Origin of the sequence: Leptolyngbya sp. FACHB-60, assembly GCF_014695775.1 — a bacterium.
Taxonomy (GTDB): Bacteria; Cyanobacteriota; Cyanobacteriia; order Phormidesmidales; family Phormidesmidaceae; genus Nodosilinea.
The window spans coordinates 1-21,994 of sequence record NZ_JACJOX010000055.1 but is presented as its reverse complement, the minus strand read 5'-3'; the positions used below and the strand labels follow the sequence as shown (position 1 = coordinate 21,994).

Annotated in this window: 19 protein-coding genes; 8 read left to right on the top strand and 11 right to left on the bottom strand. The window is 56.7% G+C overall.

Annotated elements, in window-relative coordinates:
* Window positions 1–426 precede the first annotated feature (426 nt).
* Both H6F57_RS20605 and H6F57_RS20600 read right to left on the bottom strand, forming a co-directional pair.
* Window positions 427–702, bottom strand: a complete 276-nt coding sequence (locus H6F57_RS20605) for a DUF4160 domain-containing protein (RefSeq protein WP_190625135.1) — start codon at window positions 700–702, stop codon at window positions 427–429.
* 184 nt (window positions 703–886) lie between these two features.
* A complete protein-coding gene (locus H6F57_RS20600) occupies window positions 887–2,119 on the bottom strand; it encodes a glycoside hydrolase family 10 protein (RefSeq protein WP_199289515.1) in 1,233 nt (410 codons plus the stop codon).
* Window positions 2,120–2,513: 394 nt separating this feature from the next.
* Here H6F57_RS20600 and H6F57_RS20595 point away from each other — a divergent pair, with 394 nt between their 5' ends.
* The 4 genes from H6F57_RS20595 (at window position 2,514) to H6F57_RS20580 (ending at window position 8,582) form a co-directional block, all read left to right on the top strand.
* On the top strand, window positions 2,514–4,415 hold the full coding sequence (locus H6F57_RS20595) for a transketolase C-terminal domain-containing protein (protein ID WP_190625133.1): 1,902 nt from the start codon (window positions 2,514–2,516) through the stop codon (window positions 4,413–4,415).
* A 105-nt stretch (window positions 4,416–4,520) separates the two neighbouring features.
* Entirely contained in the window at window positions 4,521–5,567 is a 1,047-nt protein-coding gene (locus H6F57_RS20590; protein WP_190625132.1) for a ring-opening amidohydrolase, read from the top strand.
* A gap of 88 nt (window positions 5,568–5,655) precedes the next feature.
* Window positions 5,656–6,213, top strand: coding sequence for a sugar O-acetyltransferase (locus tag H6F57_RS20585; RefSeq protein ID WP_190625131.1), 558 nt, complete (start codon window positions 5,656–5,658; stop codon window positions 6,211–6,213).
* A gap of 188 nt (window positions 6,214–6,401) precedes the next feature.
* Window positions 6,402–8,582 (top strand): EAL domain-containing protein, encoded by a 2,181-nt coding sequence (locus tag H6F57_RS20580; protein WP_190625130.1) that lies wholly within the window; start codon window positions 6,402–6,404, stop codon window positions 8,580–8,582.
* A 66-nt stretch (window positions 8,583–8,648) separates the two neighbouring features.
* Here the strand turns inward: H6F57_RS20580 and H6F57_RS20575 are convergent, their stop codons facing one another.
* The 4 genes from H6F57_RS20575 to H6F57_RS20560 form a co-directional block, all read right to left on the bottom strand.
* Window positions 8,649–9,026 carry a hypothetical protein gene (locus tag H6F57_RS20575; RefSeq protein WP_190625129.1) on the bottom strand — a complete coding sequence of 126 codons (378 nt, stop codon included), beginning with the start codon at window positions 9,024–9,026 and terminating at the stop codon, window positions 8,649–8,651.
* Between the two features lie 11 nt (window positions 9,027–9,037).
* Window positions 9,038–9,892, bottom strand: coding sequence for a TIGR02587 family membrane protein (locus tag H6F57_RS20570; RefSeq protein WP_190625128.1), 855 nt, complete (start codon window positions 9,890–9,892; stop codon window positions 9,038–9,040).
* A gap of 68 nt (window positions 9,893–9,960) precedes the next feature.
* On the bottom strand, window positions 9,961–10,905 hold the full coding sequence (gene rbsK, locus H6F57_RS20565) for a ribokinase (protein ID WP_190625127.1): 945 nt from the start codon (window positions 10,903–10,905) through the stop codon (window positions 9,961–9,963).
* A gap of 89 nt (window positions 10,906–10,994) precedes the next feature.
* Window positions 10,995–11,267, bottom strand: a complete 273-nt coding sequence (locus H6F57_RS20560; protein ID WP_190625126.1) for a hypothetical protein — start codon at window positions 11,265–11,267, stop codon at window positions 10,995–10,997.
* 240 nt (window positions 11,268–11,507) lie between these two features.
* On the opposite strand from H6F57_RS20560, the gene H6F57_RS20555 reads away from it, so the two are divergent.
* The 3 genes from H6F57_RS20555 (at window position 11,508) to H6F57_RS20545 (ending at window position 13,517) form a co-directional block, all read left to right on the top strand.
* On the top strand, window positions 11,508–12,923 hold the full coding sequence (locus tag H6F57_RS20555; RefSeq protein ID WP_190625125.1) for a nucleoside transporter C-terminal domain-containing protein: 1,416 nt from the start codon (window positions 11,508–11,510) through the stop codon (window positions 12,921–12,923).
* Between the two features lie 136 nt (window positions 12,924–13,059).
* The gene (locus tag H6F57_RS20550; protein ID WP_190625124.1) at window positions 13,060–13,263 is read left to right on the top strand and encodes a DUF2281 domain-containing protein; all 204 of its coding nucleotides are present in this window, start codon (window positions 13,060–13,062) and stop codon (window positions 13,261–13,263) included.
* Window positions 13,260–13,517 (top strand): type II toxin-antitoxin system RelE/ParE family toxin, encoded by a 258-nt coding sequence (locus H6F57_RS20545; protein WP_190625123.1) that lies wholly within the window; start codon window positions 13,260–13,262, stop codon window positions 13,515–13,517. The genes H6F57_RS20550 and H6F57_RS20545 overlap by 4 nt, the downstream gene beginning before the upstream one ends.
* Before the next feature lie 35 nt (window positions 13,518–13,552).
* Here H6F57_RS20545 and ggt read toward each other — a convergent pair whose 3' ends face one another.
* The 3 genes from ggt to H6F57_RS20530 form a co-directional block, all read right to left on the bottom strand.
* Window positions 13,553–15,133 carry a gamma-glutamyltransferase gene (gene ggt, locus H6F57_RS20540; protein WP_190625122.1) on the bottom strand — a complete coding sequence of 527 codons (1,581 nt, stop codon included), beginning with the start codon at window positions 15,131–15,133 and terminating at the stop codon, window positions 13,553–13,555.
* Between the two features lie 177 nt (window positions 15,134–15,310).
* Window positions 15,311–16,327, bottom strand: a complete 1,017-nt coding sequence (locus H6F57_RS20535; RefSeq protein WP_190625121.1) for a PleD family two-component system response regulator — start codon at window positions 16,325–16,327, stop codon at window positions 15,311–15,313.
* A 13-nt stretch (window positions 16,328–16,340) separates the two neighbouring features.
* On the bottom strand, window positions 16,341–19,205 hold the full coding sequence (locus tag H6F57_RS20530; protein ID WP_190625120.1) for a response regulator: 2,865 nt from the start codon (window positions 19,203–19,205) through the stop codon (window positions 16,341–16,343).
* A 401-nt stretch (window positions 19,206–19,606) separates the two neighbouring features.
* Between H6F57_RS20530 and H6F57_RS20525 the strand changes: the two genes are divergently transcribed.
* A complete protein-coding gene (locus tag H6F57_RS20525) occupies window positions 19,607–20,080 on the top strand; it encodes a hypothetical protein (RefSeq protein WP_190625119.1) in 474 nt (157 codons plus the stop codon).
* A 106-nt stretch (window positions 20,081–20,186) separates the two neighbouring features.
* Here H6F57_RS20525 and H6F57_RS20520 read toward each other — a convergent pair whose 3' ends face one another.
* Together H6F57_RS20520 and H6F57_RS20515 are read right to left on the bottom strand one after the other, a co-directional pair.
* Window positions 20,187–20,822: a DUF4142 domain-containing protein gene (locus H6F57_RS20520; RefSeq protein ID WP_190625118.1), complete on the bottom strand. Its 636-nt coding sequence runs from the start codon at window positions 20,820–20,822 to the stop codon at window positions 20,187–20,189.
* Between the two features lie 180 nt (window positions 20,823–21,002).
* Window positions 21,003–21,422 (bottom strand): DUF2267 domain-containing protein, encoded by a 420-nt coding sequence (locus H6F57_RS20515; RefSeq protein ID WP_190625117.1) that lies wholly within the window; start codon window positions 21,420–21,422, stop codon window positions 21,003–21,005.
* Window positions 21,423–21,994: the final 572 nt, after the last annotated feature.

The window sequence follows — 21,994 nt, the reverse complement described above, 5'->3', positions numbered from 1 at the left end:
CAACGTCTCAAACCTTGGCTTGAGGTGTTTGCTATTCCTGGATTGCGTCATGGCTTGTATCGGCTGATGAATTGCATGCATCAGTTTCGGGCTAGTCCACTAGCTATTCAGGTGAAAGTTGCCTGAACAATCCTTTTTGCTTAACGAAAGTGACTAAAGAGGGATAAAATGCCCTTGGTCGCGGTCAGTGGAATTTAGGTCTGCATCAGCTTTAGGTGTTACACCGTGCTTCCACAGCTCGCACTCACTGATATCAATGTCCTCGTTCCAAACGATTCCGTACCCACCTGACTCAAGGGTAAAGCTCTTAAAAAAAGCGGGCTGTCGAAGGGGTGCAAACATTGTTTTTCTAAAAGCGGGCTGATGTCGTAGTGTTTGATGTCTTGATTGGTGAAGGTGACTCTAAAGATGCGATCGCTAACTGCCTCAGCCCGACAGATTCTTGGATATTCCATGCCTATATCGACCTTTTTTCAAAGGAGGTAGCTTCCAAAACTCTTGGTCATTCCACCTTTTCGGAAGATCTTGCTGATACATTTCTGCCCAATCAATCACCATTTCTTGAGCACGATTAGGCAAATCGCTTTCAATGATTTCTAGAGATTCGATGCTTACTAGGGCATTATACTCGCCATAGATTGCATGGAAGTGAGGCGGTGGATGATCGCCGTAGAGGGTCTCCGGCTGATGCTCCCCCTGCATCGTTATCGGCAGATGGGCCTTCAGGCACTCTAGGGCCGTACTCAAGGTCGCGTCATCGGTCAACGCTGCCGTAGGGGATACTAAACCCGAATTTCTCATCAGTCCTGATTTAGAGACCTGAATCAGGGCTGGTGAGAAATTCGGGCTAACCCCACCCAGGCGCAGCAGAGTATCAAAGCCGTGATCAAACCTGGCGACGTAGGCTAAACCGGGACGCAGGTACGCTAAATAAATCCCGGAAACGGGCCTGGCGCTCTTCCACAGGCTCCGGCGCATCGTACCAGAGGCTTTCGTAGTAGAAAAAGGCCACCCCTAACCCCTGGGCCGTCGCTCGCATCACTTGAGCTTGAATCATCGACATCGGCATAGGCCGATTGCGTAACCCAGTCAAAATGCCAATGCCCACCGGAATTTGAGTTTGGGCCATCTGAATTTCGGGCCGCAGCATTTGATCCGTAAAGCTGTTTATATCCCAGCGGTAGATCTGCACCAGCAACTCATCTACCAAGCCACGGTTGATCCAGCCGACCCAATCTTGCAAAAACGAGTTGTAGGCCGTGTCATAGGGATTGGGCGACACAGAAAAGATCGCTTGGGGACGATACTGTTTCACGGTTTGGTTGAGCTGAGCCACAAAGTCCGTAATCTTGTCCGCCCGCCAGCGCATCCAGGCCGGATCTCGCGGGTTACTCGGTACCGGCTGTTTGGTTTCCTGCTGGTATAGCAACCGGGTGTAAGAGTCATAGCCAAAGTCGCTGGGCAGGGCCGTGTGGTCATCGAATTGAATGCCGTCAATGTCGTAGCGGACGGCAATTTCGGCAACCAGACTGTTGATGAATTGCTGCACCTCTGGCTTAAACGGGTTGAGCCACACCACTTCCCCAGCCGCACTGATCGAGGTCTGGCTGCCATCCTGGCGCTGGGTCAGCCAGTCCGGGTGAGCTAGAGTCAACTCCGATAACGGCGGGGCCATAAAGCCAAACTCAAACCACGGGATTGCCAACAAGCCCTGCCGGTGAGCTTGGTTAATCACGTCAGCCAGAATGTCCTGCCCCGCCGCGCCTCGGTGAATGTAGGGTATCCCGGCTCGCTGGGCAATCACGCTGGGGTAGAGGGCATAGCCCGAATTCCAGACCACTGGATAGACCGTATTGAAGTTGAGCTGGGACAACGTGGCCATGGCACTCTGCACCCGAGAGGACTCCCGCAGGATATTTATATCGTTGGTGGTCAGCCACACCCCCCGGATTTTCTGGAAGCTCTGGGGAATTGGCGCAATCTCCGACGGATTAACTTCCCAAGGCACTACCGGTGGCGGAAATGCGATCGTAGGCCCACCCAGCATCACCACCGCCAGGAGCGCGGTCCAGAACAGCAAAATCCAGTGTTTTAATTTGTGTTTGAGCTGAGAAGGCATAGGGAGAAGGGCGATTGGCTGTGGGCTATTCTATCGGCTTTGGCTTTGGACGCGATCGCCTTGATCCCGTCCTGTTACTAAAGACATATCTCTATGCCCAAAATCCGGACAATTGATCAACCTCAAAAGTTGCACAATCGATAATAACAGGGGGCGCGATCGCTAGGCGTAGGGAGTTTTCGTTGTCCGCCTTGAGTCTCTAAATCTCTGGCACGGGCCCACTAGCCCACTACTTAACCATCTCTTACTGAATTAACTTCACAGCCTTGCCAGAGTATTGAATGATGGAGGTAGTGGATTTTTGCTATCCAAACTTGAGCGGTGGACTTGCTCTCTATAAAAAAACTTGCTTTGCTCCACGCTTCTCTCTCACCAGCCTATAGGACGAAACACTATGACAAGCTTTCCCATTGACCTAGGCGCATACCAGCGAATTTCCCTCGATGCGTCTAACCCCACCCTCACCGACGAGCAGCGCAGTGCCCTCAAGGCCAACATTCAGCTGTGTCGGGATGCGATCGTGTTTTTCACTGCGACCGGCGCAGCGCGGGGCGTGGGCGGTCACACTGGCGGCCCCTACGACACCGTGCCCGAGGTGATGATTCTCGACGCCCTGTTTCGCGGTGCGGGCGAGAAGTATGTGCCGATTTTCTTTGACGAAGCCGGCCACCGGGTGGCCACCCAGTATTTAATATCGGTGCTCAACGGCGACATGCCCGCCGAAGACCTGATGCACTACCGCGAAGCCCACTCTAAACTGCCCGGCCACCCCGAACTGGGGCTCACCCCCGGGGTTAAATTTAGCTCTGGGCGGCTAGGTCACATGTGGCCTTACGTCAACGGTGTGGCCCTGGCCAACCCCGGCAAAGTTGCCTTCTGCCTTGGTTCCGACGGCTCTCAGCAGGAGGGCAACGACGCCGAGGCGGCCCGCTTTGCGGTGGCCAACCACGTCAACGTCAAGCTGCTGATCGACGACAACGACGTTACCATTGCCGGCCACCCCTCCCAGTACATGGGCGGCTTCAGCGTCAAGAAAACTCTGGAGGGCCACGGCCTGACCGTGCTCGAAGGCGACGGCGAAGACATCGACAGCCTCTACGCCAACATCTGTAAGGCGATCAACACCCCCGGCCCCGTGGCAGTGGTTAACAAGCGGGCCATGGCGGTCGGCATCGAGGGCATTGAGGGCAGCACCCACGGCCACGATGTGATCTCGGTCAAGGCGGCGATCGCCTACCTAACCGCCAAGGGCCACACCGCTGCCGTGGAGATCCTCGAAGGCATTACCGCCCCCAAAAATACCTACGAGTTTCGGGGTTGCAGCAAAGTTGTGGGGGCCAACCGCAACGTGTTTGGCGATGCCATGGTAGAAGTGTTGGGCAAACTGGACGAAGCCACCCGCAAGGACAGCGTGCTAGTGGTCGACAGCGACCTGGAGGGGTCCTGCGGCTTGGCCCAGATCCGCAAGGCATACCCCGAAGTCTTCATCAGCGGCGGCATTCAAGAGCGGGGCAACCTGTCGGCGGCGGCGGGCTTTGGCATGGCCGAGGGCAAGCAGGGCGTCTTCGCTACCTTTGCAGCCTTCCTGGAGATGTGCATCTCTGAAATCACTATGTCGCGGTTGAACCGGTCTAATCTGCTGTGCCACTTCTCCCACTCCGGTATCGACGATATGGCCGACAACACCTGCCACTTCGGCGTTAACAACTTCTTTGCCGACAATGGCCTGGAGGATGGCTATGAAACCCGCCTCTACTTTCCCGCCGACCCCAACCAGATGAAAGCCTGCGTCAAAAAGGTTTTCCACGACCCCGGTTTGCGCTTTATCTTCTCCACCCGCTCGAAGGTGCCGATGATCCTCGACACTGAGGGCAACGAGATGTTTGGCGGCGACTACACCTTCACCCCCTGCAAGGATGAGGTGATCCGCGAGGGCACGGCGGGCTACATCGTCACCTTTGGCGACTCGCTCTATCGCGCCCTCGATGCCGTCGAGCGGCTGAAGCAGGAGGGCATCGACGTGGGCCTGATCAACAAGTCTACCCTTAACGTGATCGATGAAGAGACCATGGCCAAGGTGGGCAAGGCCCCCTTTGTGCTGGTGACCGAGGCCTTTAACCGCAAGACTGGCTTGGGCAGCCGCTTTGGCTCTTGGCTGCTGGAACGGGGCTACACGCCCAAGTTTGCCTTTATGGGTACCAACCACGAGGGCAGCGGCGGCCTGTGGGAGCAGTTTATTCACCAGAGCATTGACCCCGATGGCATCATGGCCAAAGTGAAAGAACTGGTGGGCTAGATCCCCCCTGTCCCCTTGAAAAGGGGATGCTAGAGCCCCGGTTTCTTAGGGAGCCGGGGCTCTGCGATCGCAGCCCAATAAACGTGATGGGGAAGGTTGTCGGCGATGAAAGTTGATGTGTTTAAAATTGCCCAGAGTGGCCCCGATGACCTGAGCGGTCTAGCCGCACTGGTGCAGCAAGGAACGCTAGACCCCAAAACCATCGTGGCGATTTTGGGCAAAACCGAGGGCAATGGCTGCGTGAATGATTTCACCCGTGGGTTTGCGGTGGCCACGCTCAAGGCATACCTGAGGGGGCTGATCGGTGACGAGCTGACCGACCAGGTGGTGTTTGTGATGTCGGGGGGCACTGAGGGGGTGCTAAGTCCTCACATGACGGTGTTTACCCGCCAGAGCGAGGGGCTGACGGGGCCAACTCAGCCTGGGCTGGCCCTGGGGGTTTGCCACACCCGCGACTTCTCGACCGATGAAATTGGCACGTTGACGATGGTGGAGGTGGTGGCTGAGGGGGTAGAGCGGGCGATCGCCGCCGCTGGCCTCACTGCCGATGCGGTTCACTTTGTGCAAATTAAATGCCCGCTGATCACGGCGGCTCGCCACACCCAGGCTGCCATCACCCAAGACAGCTATAAATCGATGGCCTACTCGCGGGGGGCCTCAGCCCTCGGGGTCGCCCTGGCCCTCGGCGAAGTGCAGCGGGGCGATCTGACCGCCGCCGACATTTGCCACAACTACCGCCTTTATTCTGCAGTGGCGTCGACCTCGGCGGGGGTCGAGCTGCAAAACTGCGAAATTTTGGTGCTGGGCAACGCCCCCCACTCTTACAGCCGCTACCGCATTGGCCACAGCGTCATGGCCCACGCCCTCGATATCGCCGCCGTCAACCGCGCTATCCACAGTGCCGGGGGAGTGGGCGACGGCGGCCAGATCGTGAATGTGTTTGCCAAGGCCGAAGCCGACCCCTCGGGGCAGCTGCTCGGGCACCGCCACACCATGCTCGACGATTCTGATATCAATCACACCCGGATGGCCAGGGCGGTGGTGGGGGCTGCGATCGCCGCCGTTGTACAAGACCCGATGATCTATGTGTCGGGTGGCAGCGAGCACCAGGGGCCATCCGGGGGCGGGCCGATCGCCGTCATCGTTGGGTGACGTAGGGATCACCTTGATCCTTAGATAGGCCAAGATTTTGGGGTTCTCACAGTACCCTAGAATCTTGGTCTAGAGAGGGGTAGCCTCGATGGTGAAAACCGAGCGGGAGAAGATGCTGGCTAATGAGCTGTATCTGGGAGCGGATCCCGAGCTGGTGGCAATGCGGCGGCAGACTCAGGAGCAGTTGTATCGGTTTAACCATGCTCGGCCTGGGGAACTTGAGGTGCGGCAGGAAGTGGTGCGATCGCTCTTTCACACCATTGGCCCCAATTTTGAGATTACCCCTCCCTTTTTCTGCGACTACGGCGATCACATCCGAGCCGGCAAAAACCTCTACCTCAACACCAACTGCACCATTCTTGACTGCAACTGGGTAACGATTGGCGACAACGTGCTGATGGCACCTAATGTGCAGATTTACACGGCCTACCATCCCACTGACCCAACGGTGCGGCTGAGTGGGTTAGAGATGGCGGCTCCCATTACTATTGGCAGCAACGTATGGCTGGGCGGCGGCGTAATTGTTTGCCCAGGGGTGACGATTGGCGACAATACCTCTATCGGCGCGGGCAGCGTAGTGACTAAATCGATACCCGCTAGCGTCGTGGCCGTGGGCAATCCCTGCCGGGTAATTCGCAATGTTTAATAGAGTTCAAGATTTATGGGTTTGTATCCTTGTTCAGTAGACTGGTCGGGTTTACTCAAACTAAAGCGATTGCAAAATTGATTGAGACGATCTAACTGAAAAATTAGGCCATCTAGCTTAACTCATGGCCTTCTCCAGATAGGGCTGGGAATACTAGTTTTACTCGTCGATGTTTGCGGAACTTAGCTATGGGAATGTCTTCCTCTAAGACATGTGCTTGTCATAACGTTGGTCGGTGTCGAGCAGGAGAAGCCGGGCGACTGTTTCTCTGGTTTCCAGTTCCTCACACCTTGACAAAAGTGGTTCCTTTCTTAAAGCAGGCATCATTTGAGTTTGAACTCATGCAGGAGCGACCAGGTTTGAGCATGGCTTGCAAAGCTGGACAAGCTCAAGAGGTCGCTCGTCACTTAGCTAAAATTGTCGCTCCAAGGGAGTTAAAAGAAACTCAAGTTCTATTTGTGCATGGTGCGGTACAGCCCCAGCTGCAAGATTTTAGCGATATTTCCTCCCTCCAGCGATTTATTAAGATTAGCCAATCTGACTGGCTGGTAGATATGTTGGCTAGCGATCGCGTTACCAGCCATTTTCAACCGATTGTTTCAATTGACGACACGACTCAAATCTATGGGTATGAATCGCTTTTTCGAGGGCTAGATGAGCACGGCAACTTAGTTATGCCAGCTTCCATTTTTGACTTGGCAACTGAAGCCGGTTTGTTGCCCCAACTAGATCGAGTGGCTCGGCTGAGTGCCATTGAGCAAGCGAGTCAGCACAACTTGACAGGGCGTCTGTTTATCAACTTTTCCCCCACTGCTCTGTATGACCCAGTGTCTTGCCTGCGGAGCACGGTAGACGCCATTGATAGGGCTGGTATTGGCCACGAACAGGTTGTGTTTGAAGTCGTCGAGTCAGACAATCCTCAAGATCTAGATCACCTTAAAACCGTTTTAAAATATTATCGAGAAGCTGGTTTTGCCGTTGCTCTAGACGATTTGGGGTCTGGATATTCTGGTTTGAATTTGCTGCACCAGCTGCGCCCCGACTTCGTCAAACTAGATATGGAGCTGATTCGAAATGTTCACCTTGACCCCTATAAAGCTTCCATTACTGAAAAGCTTTTAGAAATTGCGCAAAATCTGAACATTAAAACCGTTGCGGAAGGGATCGAATGTATTGAAGAGTTGAACTGGTTGCAGGAACGGGGTGCTACCTTTGCCCAGGGCTATTTGATTGCTAAACCCGCTGCTGTGCCGATTAAAACAACGCCCTATTTTAGCTCAGCGGTGACGCTCACCCCAGCGCCTTTGCAGCCAGTGATGCAAACAGTACAAAATCAAACTGCGCCTGAGCGCATTGTTGCGGCTGTAACGCAACACATTCGGCAATCGCTGGAGCTAGACGAGATTCTCCAAACCACAGCGGATGAAGTTCGACAGCTGTTTGAGGTCGATCGAGTTGTCATTTATCAGTTTGAGCCTGATTGGCGTGGGCTGGTGGCGGTCGAGTCTCTTGCAGAGGGGTGCCCGTCGATTTTGGGTTTCCATGTGATGGATACTTGTTTTCAGACGACCCACGCGGCTTACTACCAGCAGGGCAACACCCGAGCGATCGAAGACATTGAAACGGCGGGGCTGATGTCGTGTCATATTGAACTGCTGCAAAGCTTAAATATTCGGGCAAATTTGATTGTGCCGATTCTGCAAAAAGAGCGGCTGTGGGGGCTGCTAATTGCCCACCAGTGCAGCGAGACGCGCCAGTGGCAGCAGGCGGAGGTGAATTTGTTGTATCAACTCGCTGGCCAGGCGGCGATCGCCATTCAGCAAGCGGAGCTTTATCAGCAGCTGCAAACCGCCAATCAAGAGCTTCAGCGCTTGGCTTCGGTGGATGGGTTGACTCAGCTGGCCAACCGCCGCTGCTTTGACGATCGGCTAAGTGCAGAATGGCAACGGCTGGCTCGCGAGCAGGCTCCCCTGTCTTTAATTTTGTGTGATGTAGACTGCTTCAAGCTCTACAACGACACCCATGGCCACTTGGCTGGAGACGATGCGCTGCGGCAGGTGGCCAACGCCATTGTGCAAGCCTCTAGGCGTCCATCTGATTTGGCGGCCCGCTACGGTGGCGAAGAGTTTGCGATTATTTTGCCAAACACTACCGCTAAGGGGGCGCTCGCCGTAGTCAAAGCAATTCAGGCTAATTTGGCGGCGTTACAACTGCCCCACCCCCAATCACCGGTCGGTGACCTGATGACGCTTAGCTTTGGCGTAGCCACAGTTGTCCCCCAGAGCAATCTGTCGTTTGCGACGTTGATCGCCACCGCTGATCAAGGTCTTTATCGAGCAAAAGCCCAAGGGAAAAACTGTGCGGTGTAAATGAGCTATGGAGAAACAGCGGTGTCATCAGCTGTCGTGCCGGGGGACTGAGACGAGGTAAATCAACTACGGCTTCTGATAGCTGATCACGCGCACCGACGCCGCTGAGGGTTCTTCGCTGAAGATCAAAAACCCTTCGGCTTGGGAGCGGGCGGGAATAAAGTCGAAGGTGGTGGAGGCTACTTCTTCGGGGCTGGTGGTTTCAAGGGTACCCTCGACCGTAACTTCGGCGGCGGTGGCGTCGCCTTCGTTGGTGATGGTAATGGGTAAATAATAGTGGTCATTGGCAGGCCGCACTTCCCCCGGTTCCACGGTAAATTCGGCGGGTTTGAGCGATGGTTTTAGCCACAGCGAAGCCACCGTGGCCACTACTGCCGCCAGTAGCGTCAGGGAAATGCCAAGGGAAAACCATTCAGCGCGATTGCGGATGGGCTTTTCAGACATGGAGGTAGGAGTTACACAGCTAGACGACCGGCTGCACCGCCGATGGTGCAGGGCAGGCCCAATACGATGATATAGCTCACCCACTGGTTAATTGGGTCGCCCACGCGAATCACCTGGAACAGCCACAGCATGAACGCTGAAGCGGCCAGCGCAATGAGGTAGGCGGCCACAGTCTCGCTAATCGGCCCTTGGAATAATCCGGACTGCGATCGCCGCTGCCGCTGAGCGCCAAAATTGGCTTCAAACACAATGATGTATGACAGCAGCAGCGAACTGGCCATAATCAGCAGCAGGCGCGTGGGCTCCAAGGAGCTGGAGATCATGGGAATTTCATCGGTAGGTGCGATCGAGGAACCAACGACGATCGCGCCCAGTAGGGCAGCACCGGCATCCGACAGCGTGCTCCGCAAGGGGTGGCCGCGCTTTTTGTCAGAATCAGCCTCGTCATCGCCAACTCTCAGCAAAAGGTTGTTGGCAATGCCGACCCCGATTGAATAGGGCAGCGACAGGGTGATCAGTCGGCCCATGATGGCGTCTATGCCGGTCTCAACATGAACGATGTCAAGCAACGTCAGACTGAGGGTGGCGGTGAAGAGGGCGATCGCCAGCCCCTCGGCACTTTCGACCAAAATCTGGGTGCGGCTGCGGGGCTGCTCAGCGCGAAACCCACCTTTGATATTCAACAGCACTAGGGCCATGTAGGCCATGCCCAAAATCAGCATCATGCGCGGCGGCGAGGTGAAGTTGCCCTTCCACCACACCTCCATGGTGTAGAGAAAGGGGGCACCAAACAAAAATGCCCCGGCAATGCCGCGCATCAAATCGCTAAACTCTGTCTGCCACTCGTGGCCTTTAATTCGTCCCATGCCATCAATTGCTGAGGTTGCCCTTAATTTTGGCAGATTGTGAGCACCGCTACATGTCAAAGCCGATGCTAGTGCTTGAGGCCAAGGCGCAGGGCAGCCACTTGCGATCGCTCGGGCATTGATGGCTGCGCCCCCGGCACCATAACCGCCGCCGCGGCCACAGCGTTGGCGAACTGCACGGCCTCCTCCAGGTCCATTGCTTCAGCTAGGGCTACGGCCAGGCCGCCGTTAAAGGCATCCCCAGCGGCAACGGTGTCAACGGCCTTGACCGCCAGAGCAGGCTGGTGAAAGGTGCGATGGTTTTCGGCGACCACAACGCCCTGAGCGCCTAGCTTCACGATGGCGATCGCGACACCGCGCTGCACCAGCTGCTGAGCCGCTGCGGTGGCGGTGGCAATATCGGTCACGGCCAACCCGGTGAGCTGACTAGCTTCGACCTGGTTGGGGGTGAAAATATCCACAGTTCTAAGGAACTCTGGCGGCAGGTCGGTGCGGGCGGGGGCTGGGTCGGCGATCACCGTTGCCCCCTGAGCCTTAGCGGTTTTGGCGGCGATAATGACTAGCGGCAGCGGCACCTCAAACTGAAGCAGCACCAGGTCACCGGGTCGCAGCCGGGTCGTGAGGCGATCAACATCACTGTCGCTGATTTGGCCATTGGCACCGGGTACGACCACGATGGTGTTTTGGCCGGCGCTGTCTACCGCGATCGCCGCTACCCCCGTCGCCACCTCTCCGTCAACCACTACCCCGCTGGCATCGACCCCAGCCCCCTGCAAACCCTCGATGAGTTGACGGCCAAAGTCATCTGCGCCGACTCGACCAACCATCGTCGTGGCTGCCCCCAGCCGTGCCGCCGCAACCGCCTGGTTGGCCCCCTTGCCGCCGGGCAGCGTTTCAAACTGAGTGCCCAAAATAGTTTCCCCTGGCTGGGGCAGGTGGGGCGTTCGGCAGACCAGATCCATATTGAGGCTGCCAAACACGTGAATGGTCTTGGGCGGTGGGTTAGGGGTCATCGGCAACGGGCACTTAAACAGTTGAACGTTCGAACGGTAGAGTGCCTCAACCCAGACAAAACCATAGGCTTGGCGGCTGCCAAAACCGCCTAAAACAATTCTCTGTCGTCGTCATCGTCGAGGGTGCCGTAGGGGGATGGAGGGCGATCGCTGCTCCAGGCCCACCAGGGGGTAGCGCACTCGCCGCAGTGGTAAAACTCTTGCCACTTGCGGCGATGGTCGGTGCCGTAGACGGGCGATCGGCGGTTGATCCAGACGGCTTTAGCCTGGCGGCTCTCGGCCCCACACTGAGGGCAGCAAAACTCGCTGGCGTGGGTAGCAGACTCAGCCCAATCGGGCGAAAAAGGGGAAAAGGCTTCCATAGGGTGGAGCGGTGGGTCACATCTATTATGGGCCAGTCTGGGGTTTGGGGTTTTGGGTATCGGGTTTGAAGTATCGGGTTTGCAGTTTACGGTTTTGCCTGACACCCAACACCTTGCGCCTGACACCTCGCACCCCTCCCCTTAATTAAGTTCTAGAGCAAGTCGCTTCGCTGGCGACGTTCTTCGGCATAATCGGTGGCAGGCTCGCCAATCTTGGGCCAAAAGGAGAATGAGCACCGCATGGCACTGCGTTTAATTTCGCTGCTGGGTATGTTTGGCCTTTGCTTTATCGCCTGGCTGGGTTCAGAAGATCGGCGGCGGGTTCCGTGGAAGGTGATTGGGTGGGGCATTGCTATTCAGCTGTTGGTGGGGTTGCTGGTGTTTTTGCTGCCCTTTACCCGTGAGGTGGTGGTATGGCTCAGCTCTATTCTCAACGCCCTGATCGATGCGTCTGATGCCGGGGCGCGGTTTTTGTTTGGCCCCATTTTTGTGCCCGACTTTAATGAAACTGTCGGCCCCGCCGGAGCCGGCCGCTGGATTGCCCGCGCTCTGACGCCGCCATTTACCGCCGTGCCGGGCGATCGCCTGGGAACCGACAACCTCAACCTGGGCTACATTTTCGCGTTTCGATCGCTGCCCCAGGTGGTATTTTTTGCCTCCATTTTTGCGCTGCTATATAACTTGGGCGTGGTGCAGCCAATTGTGCGGGTGTTCGCCCGCTTCTTTCGCTGGGCAATGAACATTAGCGGAGCCGAGGCTCTAGCGGGGGCGGCAAACATTTTTGTCGGCATTGAATCGGCGATCGCGATTAAACCCTTTCTGGAGCGCATGACCCGCAGCGAACTGTGCGCCGTGTTGGCGGGCTGCTTCGGCTCCATTGCCTCCACGGTGCTAGGCCTCTACGCCGGATATCTGCGGCCCATTTTTCCGTCGATTGCGGGCCACCTGATGTCGGCCTCGGTGCTGACGATTCCGGCCTGCTTTGTGATGGCTAAAATTCTGGTGCCCGAGCGAGAGGTGCCCGACACCCTAGGCAAGGTGCCCGCCGTAGATTTGGCCGACGACGAGCGGCAAAGCCCGATGGATAGCCTAATTTTGGGTGCCCTCGACGGCGTCAAAATGGCGGTGGGCATTGTCGCCGCCCTAATTGCCATTCTCGGTCTGATCGCCCTGCTCAATCTGCTCTTTGCCCAACTGGCCAGCCTGGCCACCAGCGAGTTTGCCCTCTGGCGCATCGTCGGCCAGGTGTTTAGCGTGATTACGCTGCAAAACATTATGGGGGTGCTGTTTTTGCCCCTCACCTTTCTCACCGGGGTTTCCCTCGACTGGCAAGAGCTGTGGCTGTCGTCGCAGCTGATTGGGCGACGGTTTTTAGAGACGGCAATACCGCCCTACATTGGTCTGGCCAATGCTGCGGCCGAGGGCACCCTGAGCGATCGCGCCCTGGTGATCGTTAGCTACGCCCTCTGCGGCTTTGCTCATTTGCCCTCGGTGGGCATCTTTGTCGGCGGACTGTCGACCCTGGTGCCCTCCCGCCGCAAAGACATTAGCGAGGTCGCCTGGAAAGCACTGTGGGCAGGCACCTTGGCTACGCTAATGACCGGCTGTGTGGCGGGTCTGTTTTTCTACGAAGGCGCAGCCGTGCTGGGTCGGTAAGGGGCTCTAGTTTCAGCAGACGACCATTGCCTTAGTCCGCTACCAGAACAAAAATGGCTGCGGCTAGACTATAGATATCTGCATTGCGGCACTCCGCGCAGAAACGGTAGGGCAGGTTCTAACGGAGGGTAAATCGATGACCTTAAAGGAGTTGCTCATTCAAGAACTTGACAATGCCTCTGAGTCAGTGTTGGTTGAGTTGCTCGACTTTTTACAATTTCTCAAAGCTAAACAAGCAGAAGATACCGCCGATATTTTAGAGGCCCGACAGGCTTTGGCGTCTGTTGCCACTGAAGGTGCCCTTGCCTGGGAAGACCTCAAGGCCGATGTGGGGCTATGACCTATCGCATCGAGTTTGCAAAACCCGCAGTCAAGCAATTCAAAGCATTACCACCCCAAGAGCAACAGCGACTAAAGCCCAAAATTGACGCTTTGGCTCATGAACCTCGCCCAGCGGGGATGGTTAAGCTTGCAGGGGAAGATGACCTCTGTCGTATTCGGGTCGGAGACTATCGCATTGTTTACACGATCGAAGATGCCCGGCTTTTAGTTTTGGTCGTTCGAGTCAGACATCGACGGGAGGTCTATCGCTGATGTCTAAGTTCGCACCGAGTTGCTATTGGTCAGGCTTACAGGCAGGCGATCGCGCCCTCACTGCGGCGATCGCAGCCGCCCACCAGTCCGTCTGGATGCACCTGAATGGCGTGGGCGTGGCCCATTTGCTCGGCCCACGCAGGGGCCTCGGTGACCTGGTGTCCCCGGCCTTCCAGGGCTTGGCGAATCTCAGCGGGAATCCGATTTTCCATCGCCAGTCGGGTAGAGGCTTCGCCCCAGGTGCGGCCCCACAGCCAGCGGGGCAGATCAATCGCTGTTTGGGGCGAATAGCCGAAATCTAGCATTCTAGTCAGCAGCGCCAGCTGGGTCTGGGGCTGGCCCTCGCCGCCCATGGTACCCAGCACTAAGTGAGGCTTGCCGTCGTTGAGCACCAGACCGGGCATGAGGGTGTGAAAGGGACGCTTACCGGGTGCTAGGGCATTGGGGTGATTGGGGTCAAGGGAAAACAGCGCACCACGGTTTTGCAGCGGAAATCCCAGTTCAGGCGGCACCACCGCCGCACCAAAGTCGAAGTACAGGCTTTGAATCGTCGATACGGCATTGCCCTCGCCATCGACTACGGCGATGTAAACAGTGTCGCCGCCACTGGCCGGAGTGGGGTAGCCCTGGGCTACGGTCATACTTAGCCGGGCACGGCGGCGATCGCCGTAGGGTTTCGAGATTAGCTCCCCCAGGGGAATGTCGGTAAAGTCGGGGTCGCTCAGCCAGCGATCGCGGTCGGCAAAGGCCAGCTTAGTGGCCTCTACCAGCAGGTGGTAATAGTCGGCGGTGCCGTGGCCCACGGTGTGCAGGTTAAACCCCTCCAGCACATTCAGCATTTGCAGTACGGTGAAGCCCTGGGTGTTAGGAGGCAGCTGGCACACCTGGTGGCCCCGGTAGGTAGTGCTGATCGGGTCTACCCAGGTGGCGGTGTGGCGAGCGAAGTCGTCGCGGGTCAGCCAACCGTCCAAACTGCTCAGGTAATCCACGATCTGCTCGGCAATCTCTCCCTGGTAGAAATCCTGGCAACCGGCGGCGGCCAGCCGGCGGAGGGTCTTTGCCAGCGGTACGTTGGTCACTCTGGCCCCAGCGATCGGCACATCCCCACCCGGTAAAAAGGGATTGTTCTCACTGCCATAGGCCCGCAGAAATTCGGCGTTGACCCGCGTCCAATGAGCCTGGGATTTGGAGCAGGGATAGCCCTGTTCGGCCAGGGCGATCGCGGGCTGGAGCAGGTGGGCCCAGGGCAGGTGGCCAAAGCGCTGGTGCATTTCACCCCAGGCCGAGACGCCCCCCGGTACCGTGATCACCGCCTGAGGACCGCGTTGGGGAATGGCCGCTAGCCCCAGGGAGGTGACGCGATCGCGATCGCAGCTCGCCCCCGCCCGACCCGAACCATTGAGGCCATAGAGCTGGCCCGATTGGGCCTGGTAACCCAGCCAAAAGCCATCGCCGCCCAGCCCGGTCATGGCGGGGTAGACCACTGCTAGGGCTGCTTGGGTAGCGATCGCCGCATCGACCGCGTTGCCCCCCTGACTGAGCACGTTGAGGCCAGCAGCAGAGGCCAGGTAGTGGGGGCAGACCACCATGGCGGAGGGGGCAGAGACTGAAGCCATAACTAACCCAGGACTACATCAGCGTTGGGTCTAGAACATTAGCATTTTTGCGAGCGGGCGGCTGGGATCCATCTTTGTTAAGAAATGACTGTGCACGGGTTTTGGGCGTTTGTCGTCAGCCCCATCGTGCTGTCGGATATATCGACTGTAATTAACACTTTTTTGTCGGCCGGTCTCTCAAGCCTCAGGCCAAAGCGATCGAAGGGTAGGGGTAACGCCAATCGCGCCTGCGTTAAACGATTGCTCAGGGCCGGGGGGCATCACGTAAATCGCCTGGCACCGGTTGCGGCCCTGGGCCTTGGCTTGATAAAGGGCCTGATCGGCGGTGAACACCAGGTCAGAGGGCAAGTAGTCGGCCCTGGGCAACACGTTGGCGACACCGCAGCTAATGGTGACGATCGCTTGGGGGGCGGTGTTGTGGGGCAACCCCCGCTGCTGAATGGCTGTTACCAGCCGCTGGCTAAGGACGGTCGCCCCCTCCAAAGTGGTATTGGGCAAAATCACCGCGAACTCTTCACCGCCGTAGCGGGTGACGATGTCGGCCGGGCGGCTGATACACTGGTTGAGGGTTTTGGCCACTTCTTGAAGACAGCGATCGCCCGCCTGGTGCCCGTAGTGGTCGTTGTAGGCTTTGAAATGGTCAATGTCGCAAATCACGAGCGACAGCGACAGGTGTTCGCGCACGCCCCTGCCCCACTCTTGCAACAGATATTCGTCGAAGCGGCGGCGGTTAGCCACCTGGGTGAGGCTGTCCATCATGGTCAGCTGCTGAAGTTGGTAGTTGGCCTCGCGCAGCTGAATCTCTAAGCGATGCTGCAAAATCAGCCGCCGCACCCGCTGGCGCAGCACCGCCCAGTTAATCGGTTTGGTGACGTAGTCGACCACGCCAATTTCGAACGCCTGATCCACAGATTTTTCGTCCTCTAGGCCGGTAATCATCAGCACCGGTGCCAGGTTGCCTTGGGTCAAATCTTGCAGTCGTCGACATACCTCAAAACCGTCTACTACCGGCATCAGCGCATCTAGCAGCACCAGATCGGGCAGGTGGTGAAAGTAGAGATTTAGGGCCGCTTCCCCGTGGGACGCTTCGAGCACCCGGTAACCCTCGCGCTCCAGGTAGCGGGTCAGCATGTGGCGAATGAAGGGGTCATCGTCGGCCACCAAAATTAGCGCTGAATCAGAATCGACTGACATGGTTGGTGGCCTCCTAGGAAACCAAGGCAGACTGCAGGGCCGTTTTGACCTCAGTTAGAGCGTAGCGAATTGCCTTCACTTGGTCGACAACAACCGGGCTGGGGGTTTTGCGGAGGAACACTTCTAAATCACGGCATCGGTCGGCAAGGACAGTGGCACTGACGGCAGCGCTGCTCGACTTGAGGGTGTGGGCGGCCCTTTCCAGGCTGGTCCAGTCGTGCTGGCCCAGAGCGGTAAGCATGTCGGCTACCAGCTGGTCGGCACTTTCGAGGTAGCTGGCAATCAGGTCAGTCATGAATTCGGGGTCGTTGCCGCCCACAGTGATAGCAAAGGTGCGCAGCGCCGCCAAATCGATCGCGAGGGGGGCGACGGGGTCACCGCCTTCTAACACCCGAATCAGCTCGTCTAGGCGAATGGGTTTGCTGATGTAGTCATCCATGCCGGCTTGCAGACATTGTTCGCGATCGCCCTGCATGGCGTTAGCGGTGACGGCTACCAGGCGAGGGCGGCGAGTCGGCCAGCGCTGCACAATCTGTCGGGCGGCGGTGAGGCCATCCATCTCAGGCATTTGCACATCCATCAGCACCAGGTCGTAGGGCTGCTGGTCGAGGGCGGCCAGCACCTCGTAGCCGTTGGCAGCTACATCGGCCCGGTAGCCCAGACGCTGCAAAATTTGCAGGGCCACCTTTTGGTTCACCACGTTGTCTTCGGCCAGCAAAATGCGCTGGGGGCATCGCCGCTCCAAGTCGGCATCCACCAGAGCCGGTCGAGGCCGGGGCGACACCCGCACGGCCTCGGGCTGCTCGGCCAGGGCAGAGGCTAGCGCTTCCATCAGCTGGCCCTGCTTGACGGGTTTGGTCAGGTAAGCGGCAAACAGGCCCTGGTGGGCGATGCTGTGGTGCCAGCCCAGGGAGGTCAGCATCACCAAGGGCAGCGATCGCTCCGTGAACTGCTGGTGTAGGGTCTGGGCCAAGGCCAGACCATCCATGCCCGGCATTTGCATATCTAAAATGGCCAGGTCAAAGCGCTGGGTTTCCACGGCTGCTAAGGCGGCCAAGCCCGAATCCACAGTCACCACGGTTGTACCCCAGCCCTGGAGCTGGAGCTGAAGAATCTTGCGGTTGGTAGCATTGTCATCTACTACTAGCAGACGACGGCCCTGGAGGCTGTGGGCCGGGGGCGACGCGGCAGGACGCGGCGGTTGCGGGTCAAGGGTGGCCCGCAGGGTAAAGTAAAAAGTCGACCCCTGACCTTCATGGCTCTCCGCCCAGAGGGTGCCCCCCATCAGTTCGCACAGACGCTTGCTGATGGCCAGGCCCAGGCCGGTGCCGCCAAACTGCCGGGTAGTCGAGGCATCCACCTGGCTGAAGGGTTGAAATAGCCGATGTAAACGATCCGCCGGGATGCCAATACCGGTATCTTTGACCGCCACCTGAAGGGTAATTTGCTCGCTATCGGTCTGCGGCTGAGCCTGAACCGAGACAATCACTTCCCCGTGGGGGGTGAACTTGATGGCGTTGTTGACCAGGTTGACGAGCACCTGGCGCAGGCGGCTGACGTCGCCCATCAGGTGCTGGGGTACCTGGGGGGGCAATAGGTAGGCTAACTCTAGGCCTTTCTCAGAAGCCTTAGCGGCCAGCAAATCCAGGGCTTCTTCTAGACAGGTGCGCAGGTTAAAGGGCTGGGTTTCTAGATCGAGTTTGCCCGACTCAATTTTCGAAAAGTCGAGGATGTCGTTAATGATGGTCAGCAGCGTATCGCCTGCGTTGCGAGTGGTTTCGACAAAGTCGCGCTGCTGGTCGGTGAGGGGTGTGTCAAGCAACAGGCCGGTCATGCCGATCACGGCGTTCATCGGCGTGCGAATTTCGTGGCTCATCATGGCTAAAAACTCGCTTTTAGCTTGGTTGGCGGCTTCGGCGGCGCAGCGGGCTTGGTCGAGGTCTTGCAGGTTCTGGTATAGCTGAGCTTCAGCATTTTTGCGATCGCTAATGTCAGTCTGAATGCCAATAAAGTGAGTCAGCTGGCCCTGGGAGTCGTAGATGGGCGAAATACTGAGCTGGTTCCAGTATTGCTGGCCGTCTTTGCGGCAGTTGATCACCTCTACGGTGCAGCTTTGACCGTGGGTCAAGGCTTGGCGCAGGGTCTTTAGGCTGGGCTGATCTTTCTTGCCCCCCTGCAAAAAGCGGCAGTTGCGCCCTAGGGCTTCGGCTTCGGTGTAGCTGGTGATGCGCTCAAAGGCGGGGTTGACGTAGATTACCGGGTTGTTGGGCTGGCGGGCATCGGTAATGATGATGCCGTTGCTGCTGGCGGCGATCGCCCGCTCTTGCAGGCGTAGGGTTTCCTCCAGCCGCTGGCGCTCTAGAGCAGCCTGCTGAATCTGTTCAATTTGGCGGTGCAGATCGAGCTGGGCCACCACCTGAGTGGCCAGCATTTCTAAAGCCTGCCGTTGCAAAGGGGTCAAAGTGCGAGGTACATGGTCAATCACGCAGAGGGTGCCCAGGGCATAGCCATCGGCAGTGATTAAAGGCATACCGGCGTAGAAGCGCAGATGAGACTTTCCTATGACCAAAGGGTTATCAAAAAAACGCTCGTCTTCTAAGGCATTGGGCACCTCCATCAGCCCCGGCTGCAAGATGGCGTGAGCGCAAAACGCCACATCGCGGGTGGTTTCGAACAGAGCAACGTAGCCCACACACGCTTTAAACCACTGCCGCTGTTGGTCGATCAGGCTAACTAGGGCAATGGGCACCTCGCACACCATTGCTGCTAGCCGAGTCAGATTGTCAAACCCCTCCGTAGGAGGCGTATCAAGAATGTGATAGTCATACAACGCCTGTAAACGACAGGCTTCATTACTGGGCGGGATTGCAGGTTGCATAGGCTATGGCCCTTCAGGGCAAAGACGCAGGGCGAGGCTGTCTCGCACCACACCCCACGTGGGGAAGCGACATATCCTTCAGAGTACCCAGTTAGCTGTATCGCCTATTACCATCCTGGCGGGATTAGGTCCGGCAAAGATAGTGATCTGGGCAGTTGTCCAGGGTCAGTCCAAAGCTGAATTGGCCCAGTTCCCAAGTTTAGAGACCGGCGCTGGGTCTGTCGCCAGGATATTTTTGACTGCTGCAAAGTTGGATCTGAGATTGTGAGAACGGTGGGTGGGCGGGGCGATCGCTCCTAATCTCGGCCGGTGGGAACCTTAGATTTAGGGATTTGCTGACGAAGCGCTCAGCGGTTAAATGCCCAAGTGCGTCTGGAGTGCTTTTTCTTGAGAAACTAGTGATGAAACTCAGCAATTCTACCCCTATTAACAGCGACAATGTGCTGGCTCGCATGGCTCCCGAAATGGCCGCGACCTTTAGCCCTGCTCAGGTTCAAGCGTTGCAGGCGGCGCTAACACCACGCCGCCACCTAGTTAACATTCGTCTATCGCTGCCGCTGGGCATGACGCGGGTTTACCTGGTGCTGCTGGCCGGTACCGAAGTGCGATCGGAATCTCGCCGTCGTCAAGAGGCCGCTCAGCACCCTCTGTGGACGCCGATAAATCTGCTGGTGATGGCCAGCACTATGGGCCTGGGCATTTTTGCGCTGCTGGCCATGTTGCAGATTACCAACGCCGATCTGCCCGCAGTCTTTAACCCCAAGGCAGCCCCGGCGAGTATTCCTTTCAAGGCAGACCGCACCAGCTGTGAAGAGAGCGGTCGCACCTGGCGAGAGGGCGACTGCCTTGATTTTGGCCATGACCCCACATTTTGAAGTGACGGCAGGGTTAAGTCTAAATTCTTTTTGGGGCTAAATTCTTTTTGGGGATGCCTCAGGGAGTGAGCTATCGGTCCCTGGGGCATCCCTACTCTCAAGTGGGCTACATGCCTGTCGAGGGCTGAGCATTGTCTACGGTATAGTCAGGCAGCATGGCATTGGCCATTTCGTAGTGCTCTTCAATGCTGGGCAGCAACTGCGATGCGTAAGCGATCAAGCTTGGCGACTCACCCTGTGCCACTTCGGTGCGGTACAGCGCGATCGCCTTTAGGTGAGCATTTGCCTGTACGCCAACATAAGCTTGATCGAACTCAGCACCAGAAAGCTGGCTCAACTGCGCTGCGATCGCCTGATCAAGAGGGTCAACACGCTCGCTGGGCAGCTCAAAACCTTGCTCAGAGGCCTGTTGAGTAAGAACTTCATTGGCGCGAGTGTGCTCATCAATCATGCGCTGAGCATACTCACGAATCGCCTGGTCTTGCGATCGCGCTAGCGCTAGGCGAGAAGTGTCAATCTCAGCATTGTTGCCCTGGTAAGCGAGCCTGAAAAATTCCTGATCCACGGTTGTGACAGCCGCCCTTTGAGCGCCTTGCGAGGTCTGCTCGGTCGGGGTAGAGGTACCTGCCTGACCGACGCGCGTGGTTTCAGCAAAACTCGGTAACGCTACTAGAGATGCGATCGCGGCAGCACCAGCAGCGCCCATCAAACGCTGGGTTAGTTTGTGATTTGGTCGAATCATTGTCTTAGATCTCCTATTCCTGCTTAGTCTGCTCTGTGGTTAGGTACTAACCATTGCTTTAGCGTAGAAGCCGACTTCAACAGGGCCGTCTGTCACAGGGTTCATTAACGCTACTTCTAAAGAGTTGATCTAACCCAGAGATGACTAAGCACAAAGGAAAGGGAACTCTAATCGAAGAAATTAGGCTGCTTGCCACATCTCAGAAATTTTGCCAGGCAGAAATTCAGCTACTTCCTGAACTCGTTCTGAGGACAACTCGTCCTTAGTGGCTGAGAAAACGGCAGTGATGATGGTCTCCGCATCGGCTCCCGGCAGATTGCCTTCCTGTCTCAGGCGCACCAAAAAATTGTTGGGGCTAATATGCAAATTGGGGCGAATATGGCTGAGAAAGCTCACCAATGGATTGGTGTCTTGCCAGAGATCTTCCACTTTGTCAGGCGCATTGTCGTCTAGCTCATCGCCAACGCGATCGATCGCTTCATTGCTCATCACGTCTCGCATCGTCCGATACACTACTTCCGTAGCATTACGGGCTTCTTTTAAATCCTTCAAATTGCCTTTTGTTCTAACTTTTTCTAAAAAGTCTTGATATGTTTCCATAAAAATCTCCACAAGTTTTTGTTTGAATACCTCAGAGCTAGCCCATAGCAGCTGCTATGGATTAGTACGTCTGACAGCATTCCCAGGCAGTTAAAAACTAGCCAGAATTATTAGCTGACACAATGACGCATTCACCACTTTCGAAGGTAGTGAACTAGCGCTAAAGCTACAGAACAATCTTCAGCACTATAAAGGTTCGATTGGGCAAAAGGAGTCTATCGCAAGGTAGAAGGCTAGTGAAAATGTGCGTTATCGGCAGAGTTTTGGCCTAAAGTGACGAAGATAGAGACCTTGCAAACAGGGAGAGTTTTTAGCTCAAATATCCTGCCGAATTGGGCATTACCTTAGCCGCTCTAGCGCTAGATTTTTCCCTCGGCGATAGAATATCAAATGCTTCCCATAACATCAATGGGCCGACTGCGGCTGGTAGCTATGACTGTGAGGTTCTTTCATCCACTGGGTAGTGTTCTAGACCTGTGTATTGGGACAAAATACGAAGAGTCCCGAACCCGCTCTCCACTCATGGTTCTCGAACCCATTTACTGCCCCACGTGTCACACCCCTGATGTCGT

What these genes read in the sequence shown, in the direction of transcription:
- H6F57_RS20605 (WP_190625135.1), bottom strand. Translation starts at nt 702, where the DNA reads ATGCAGGGGGAGCATCAGCCGGAGACCCTCTACGGCGATCATCCACCG.
- H6F57_RS20600 (WP_199289515.1), bottom strand. Translation starts at nt 2,119, where the DNA reads ATGCCTTCTCAGCTCAAACACAAATTAAAACACTGGATTTTGCTGTTC.
- H6F57_RS20595 (WP_190625133.1), top strand. Translation starts at nt 2,514, where the DNA reads ATGACAAGCTTTCCCATTGACCTAGGCGCATACCAGCGAATTTCCCTC.
- H6F57_RS20590 (WP_190625132.1), top strand. Translation starts at nt 4,521, where the DNA reads ATGAAAGTTGATGTGTTTAAAATTGCCCAGAGTGGCCCCGATGACCTG.
- H6F57_RS20585 (WP_190625131.1), top strand. Translation starts at nt 5,656, where the DNA reads ATGGTGAAAACCGAGCGGGAGAAGATGCTGGCTAATGAGCTGTATCTG.
- H6F57_RS20580 (WP_190625130.1), top strand. Translation starts at nt 6,402, where the DNA reads ATGGGAATGTCTTCCTCTAAGACATGTGCTTGTCATAACGTTGGTCGG.
- H6F57_RS20575 (WP_190625129.1), bottom strand. Translation starts at nt 9,026, where the DNA reads ATGTCTGAAAAGCCCATCCGCAATCGCGCTGAATGGTTTTCCCTTGGC.
- H6F57_RS20570 (WP_190625128.1), bottom strand. Translation starts at nt 9,892, where the DNA reads ATGGGACGAATTAAAGGCCACGAGTGGCAGACAGAGTTTAGCGATTTG.
- rbsK (WP_190625127.1), bottom strand. Translation starts at nt 10,905, where the DNA reads ATGACCCCTAACCCACCGCCCAAGACCATTCACGTGTTTGGCAGCCTC.
- H6F57_RS20560 (WP_190625126.1), bottom strand. Translation starts at nt 11,267, where the DNA reads ATGGAAGCCTTTTCCCCTTTTTCGCCCGATTGGGCTGAGTCTGCTACC.
- H6F57_RS20555 (WP_190625125.1), top strand. Translation starts at nt 11,508, where the DNA reads ATGGCACTGCGTTTAATTTCGCTGCTGGGTATGTTTGGCCTTTGCTTT.
- H6F57_RS20550 (WP_190625124.1), top strand. Translation starts at nt 13,060, where the DNA reads ATGACCTTAAAGGAGTTGCTCATTCAAGAACTTGACAATGCCTCTGAG.
- H6F57_RS20545 (WP_190625123.1), top strand. Translation starts at nt 13,260, where the DNA reads ATGACCTATCGCATCGAGTTTGCAAAACCCGCAGTCAAGCAATTCAAA.
- ggt (WP_190625122.1), bottom strand. Translation starts at nt 15,133, where the DNA reads ATGGCTTCAGTCTCTGCCCCCTCCGCCATGGTGGTCTGCCCCCACTAC.
- H6F57_RS20535 (WP_190625121.1), bottom strand. Translation starts at nt 16,327, where the DNA reads ATGTCAGTCGATTCTGATTCAGCGCTAATTTTGGTGGCCGACGATGAC.
- H6F57_RS20530 (WP_190625120.1), bottom strand. Translation starts at nt 19,205, where the DNA reads ATGCAACCTGCAATCCCGCCCAGTAATGAAGCCTGTCGTTTACAGGCG.
- H6F57_RS20525 (WP_190625119.1), top strand. Translation starts at nt 19,607, where the DNA reads ATGAAACTCAGCAATTCTACCCCTATTAACAGCGACAATGTGCTGGCT.
- H6F57_RS20520 (WP_190625118.1), bottom strand. Translation starts at nt 20,822, where the DNA reads ATGATTCGACCAAATCACAAACTAACCCAGCGTTTGATGGGCGCTGCT.
- H6F57_RS20515 (WP_190625117.1), bottom strand. Translation starts at nt 21,422, where the DNA reads ATGGAAACATATCAAGACTTTTTAGAAAAAGTTAGAACAAAAGGCAAT.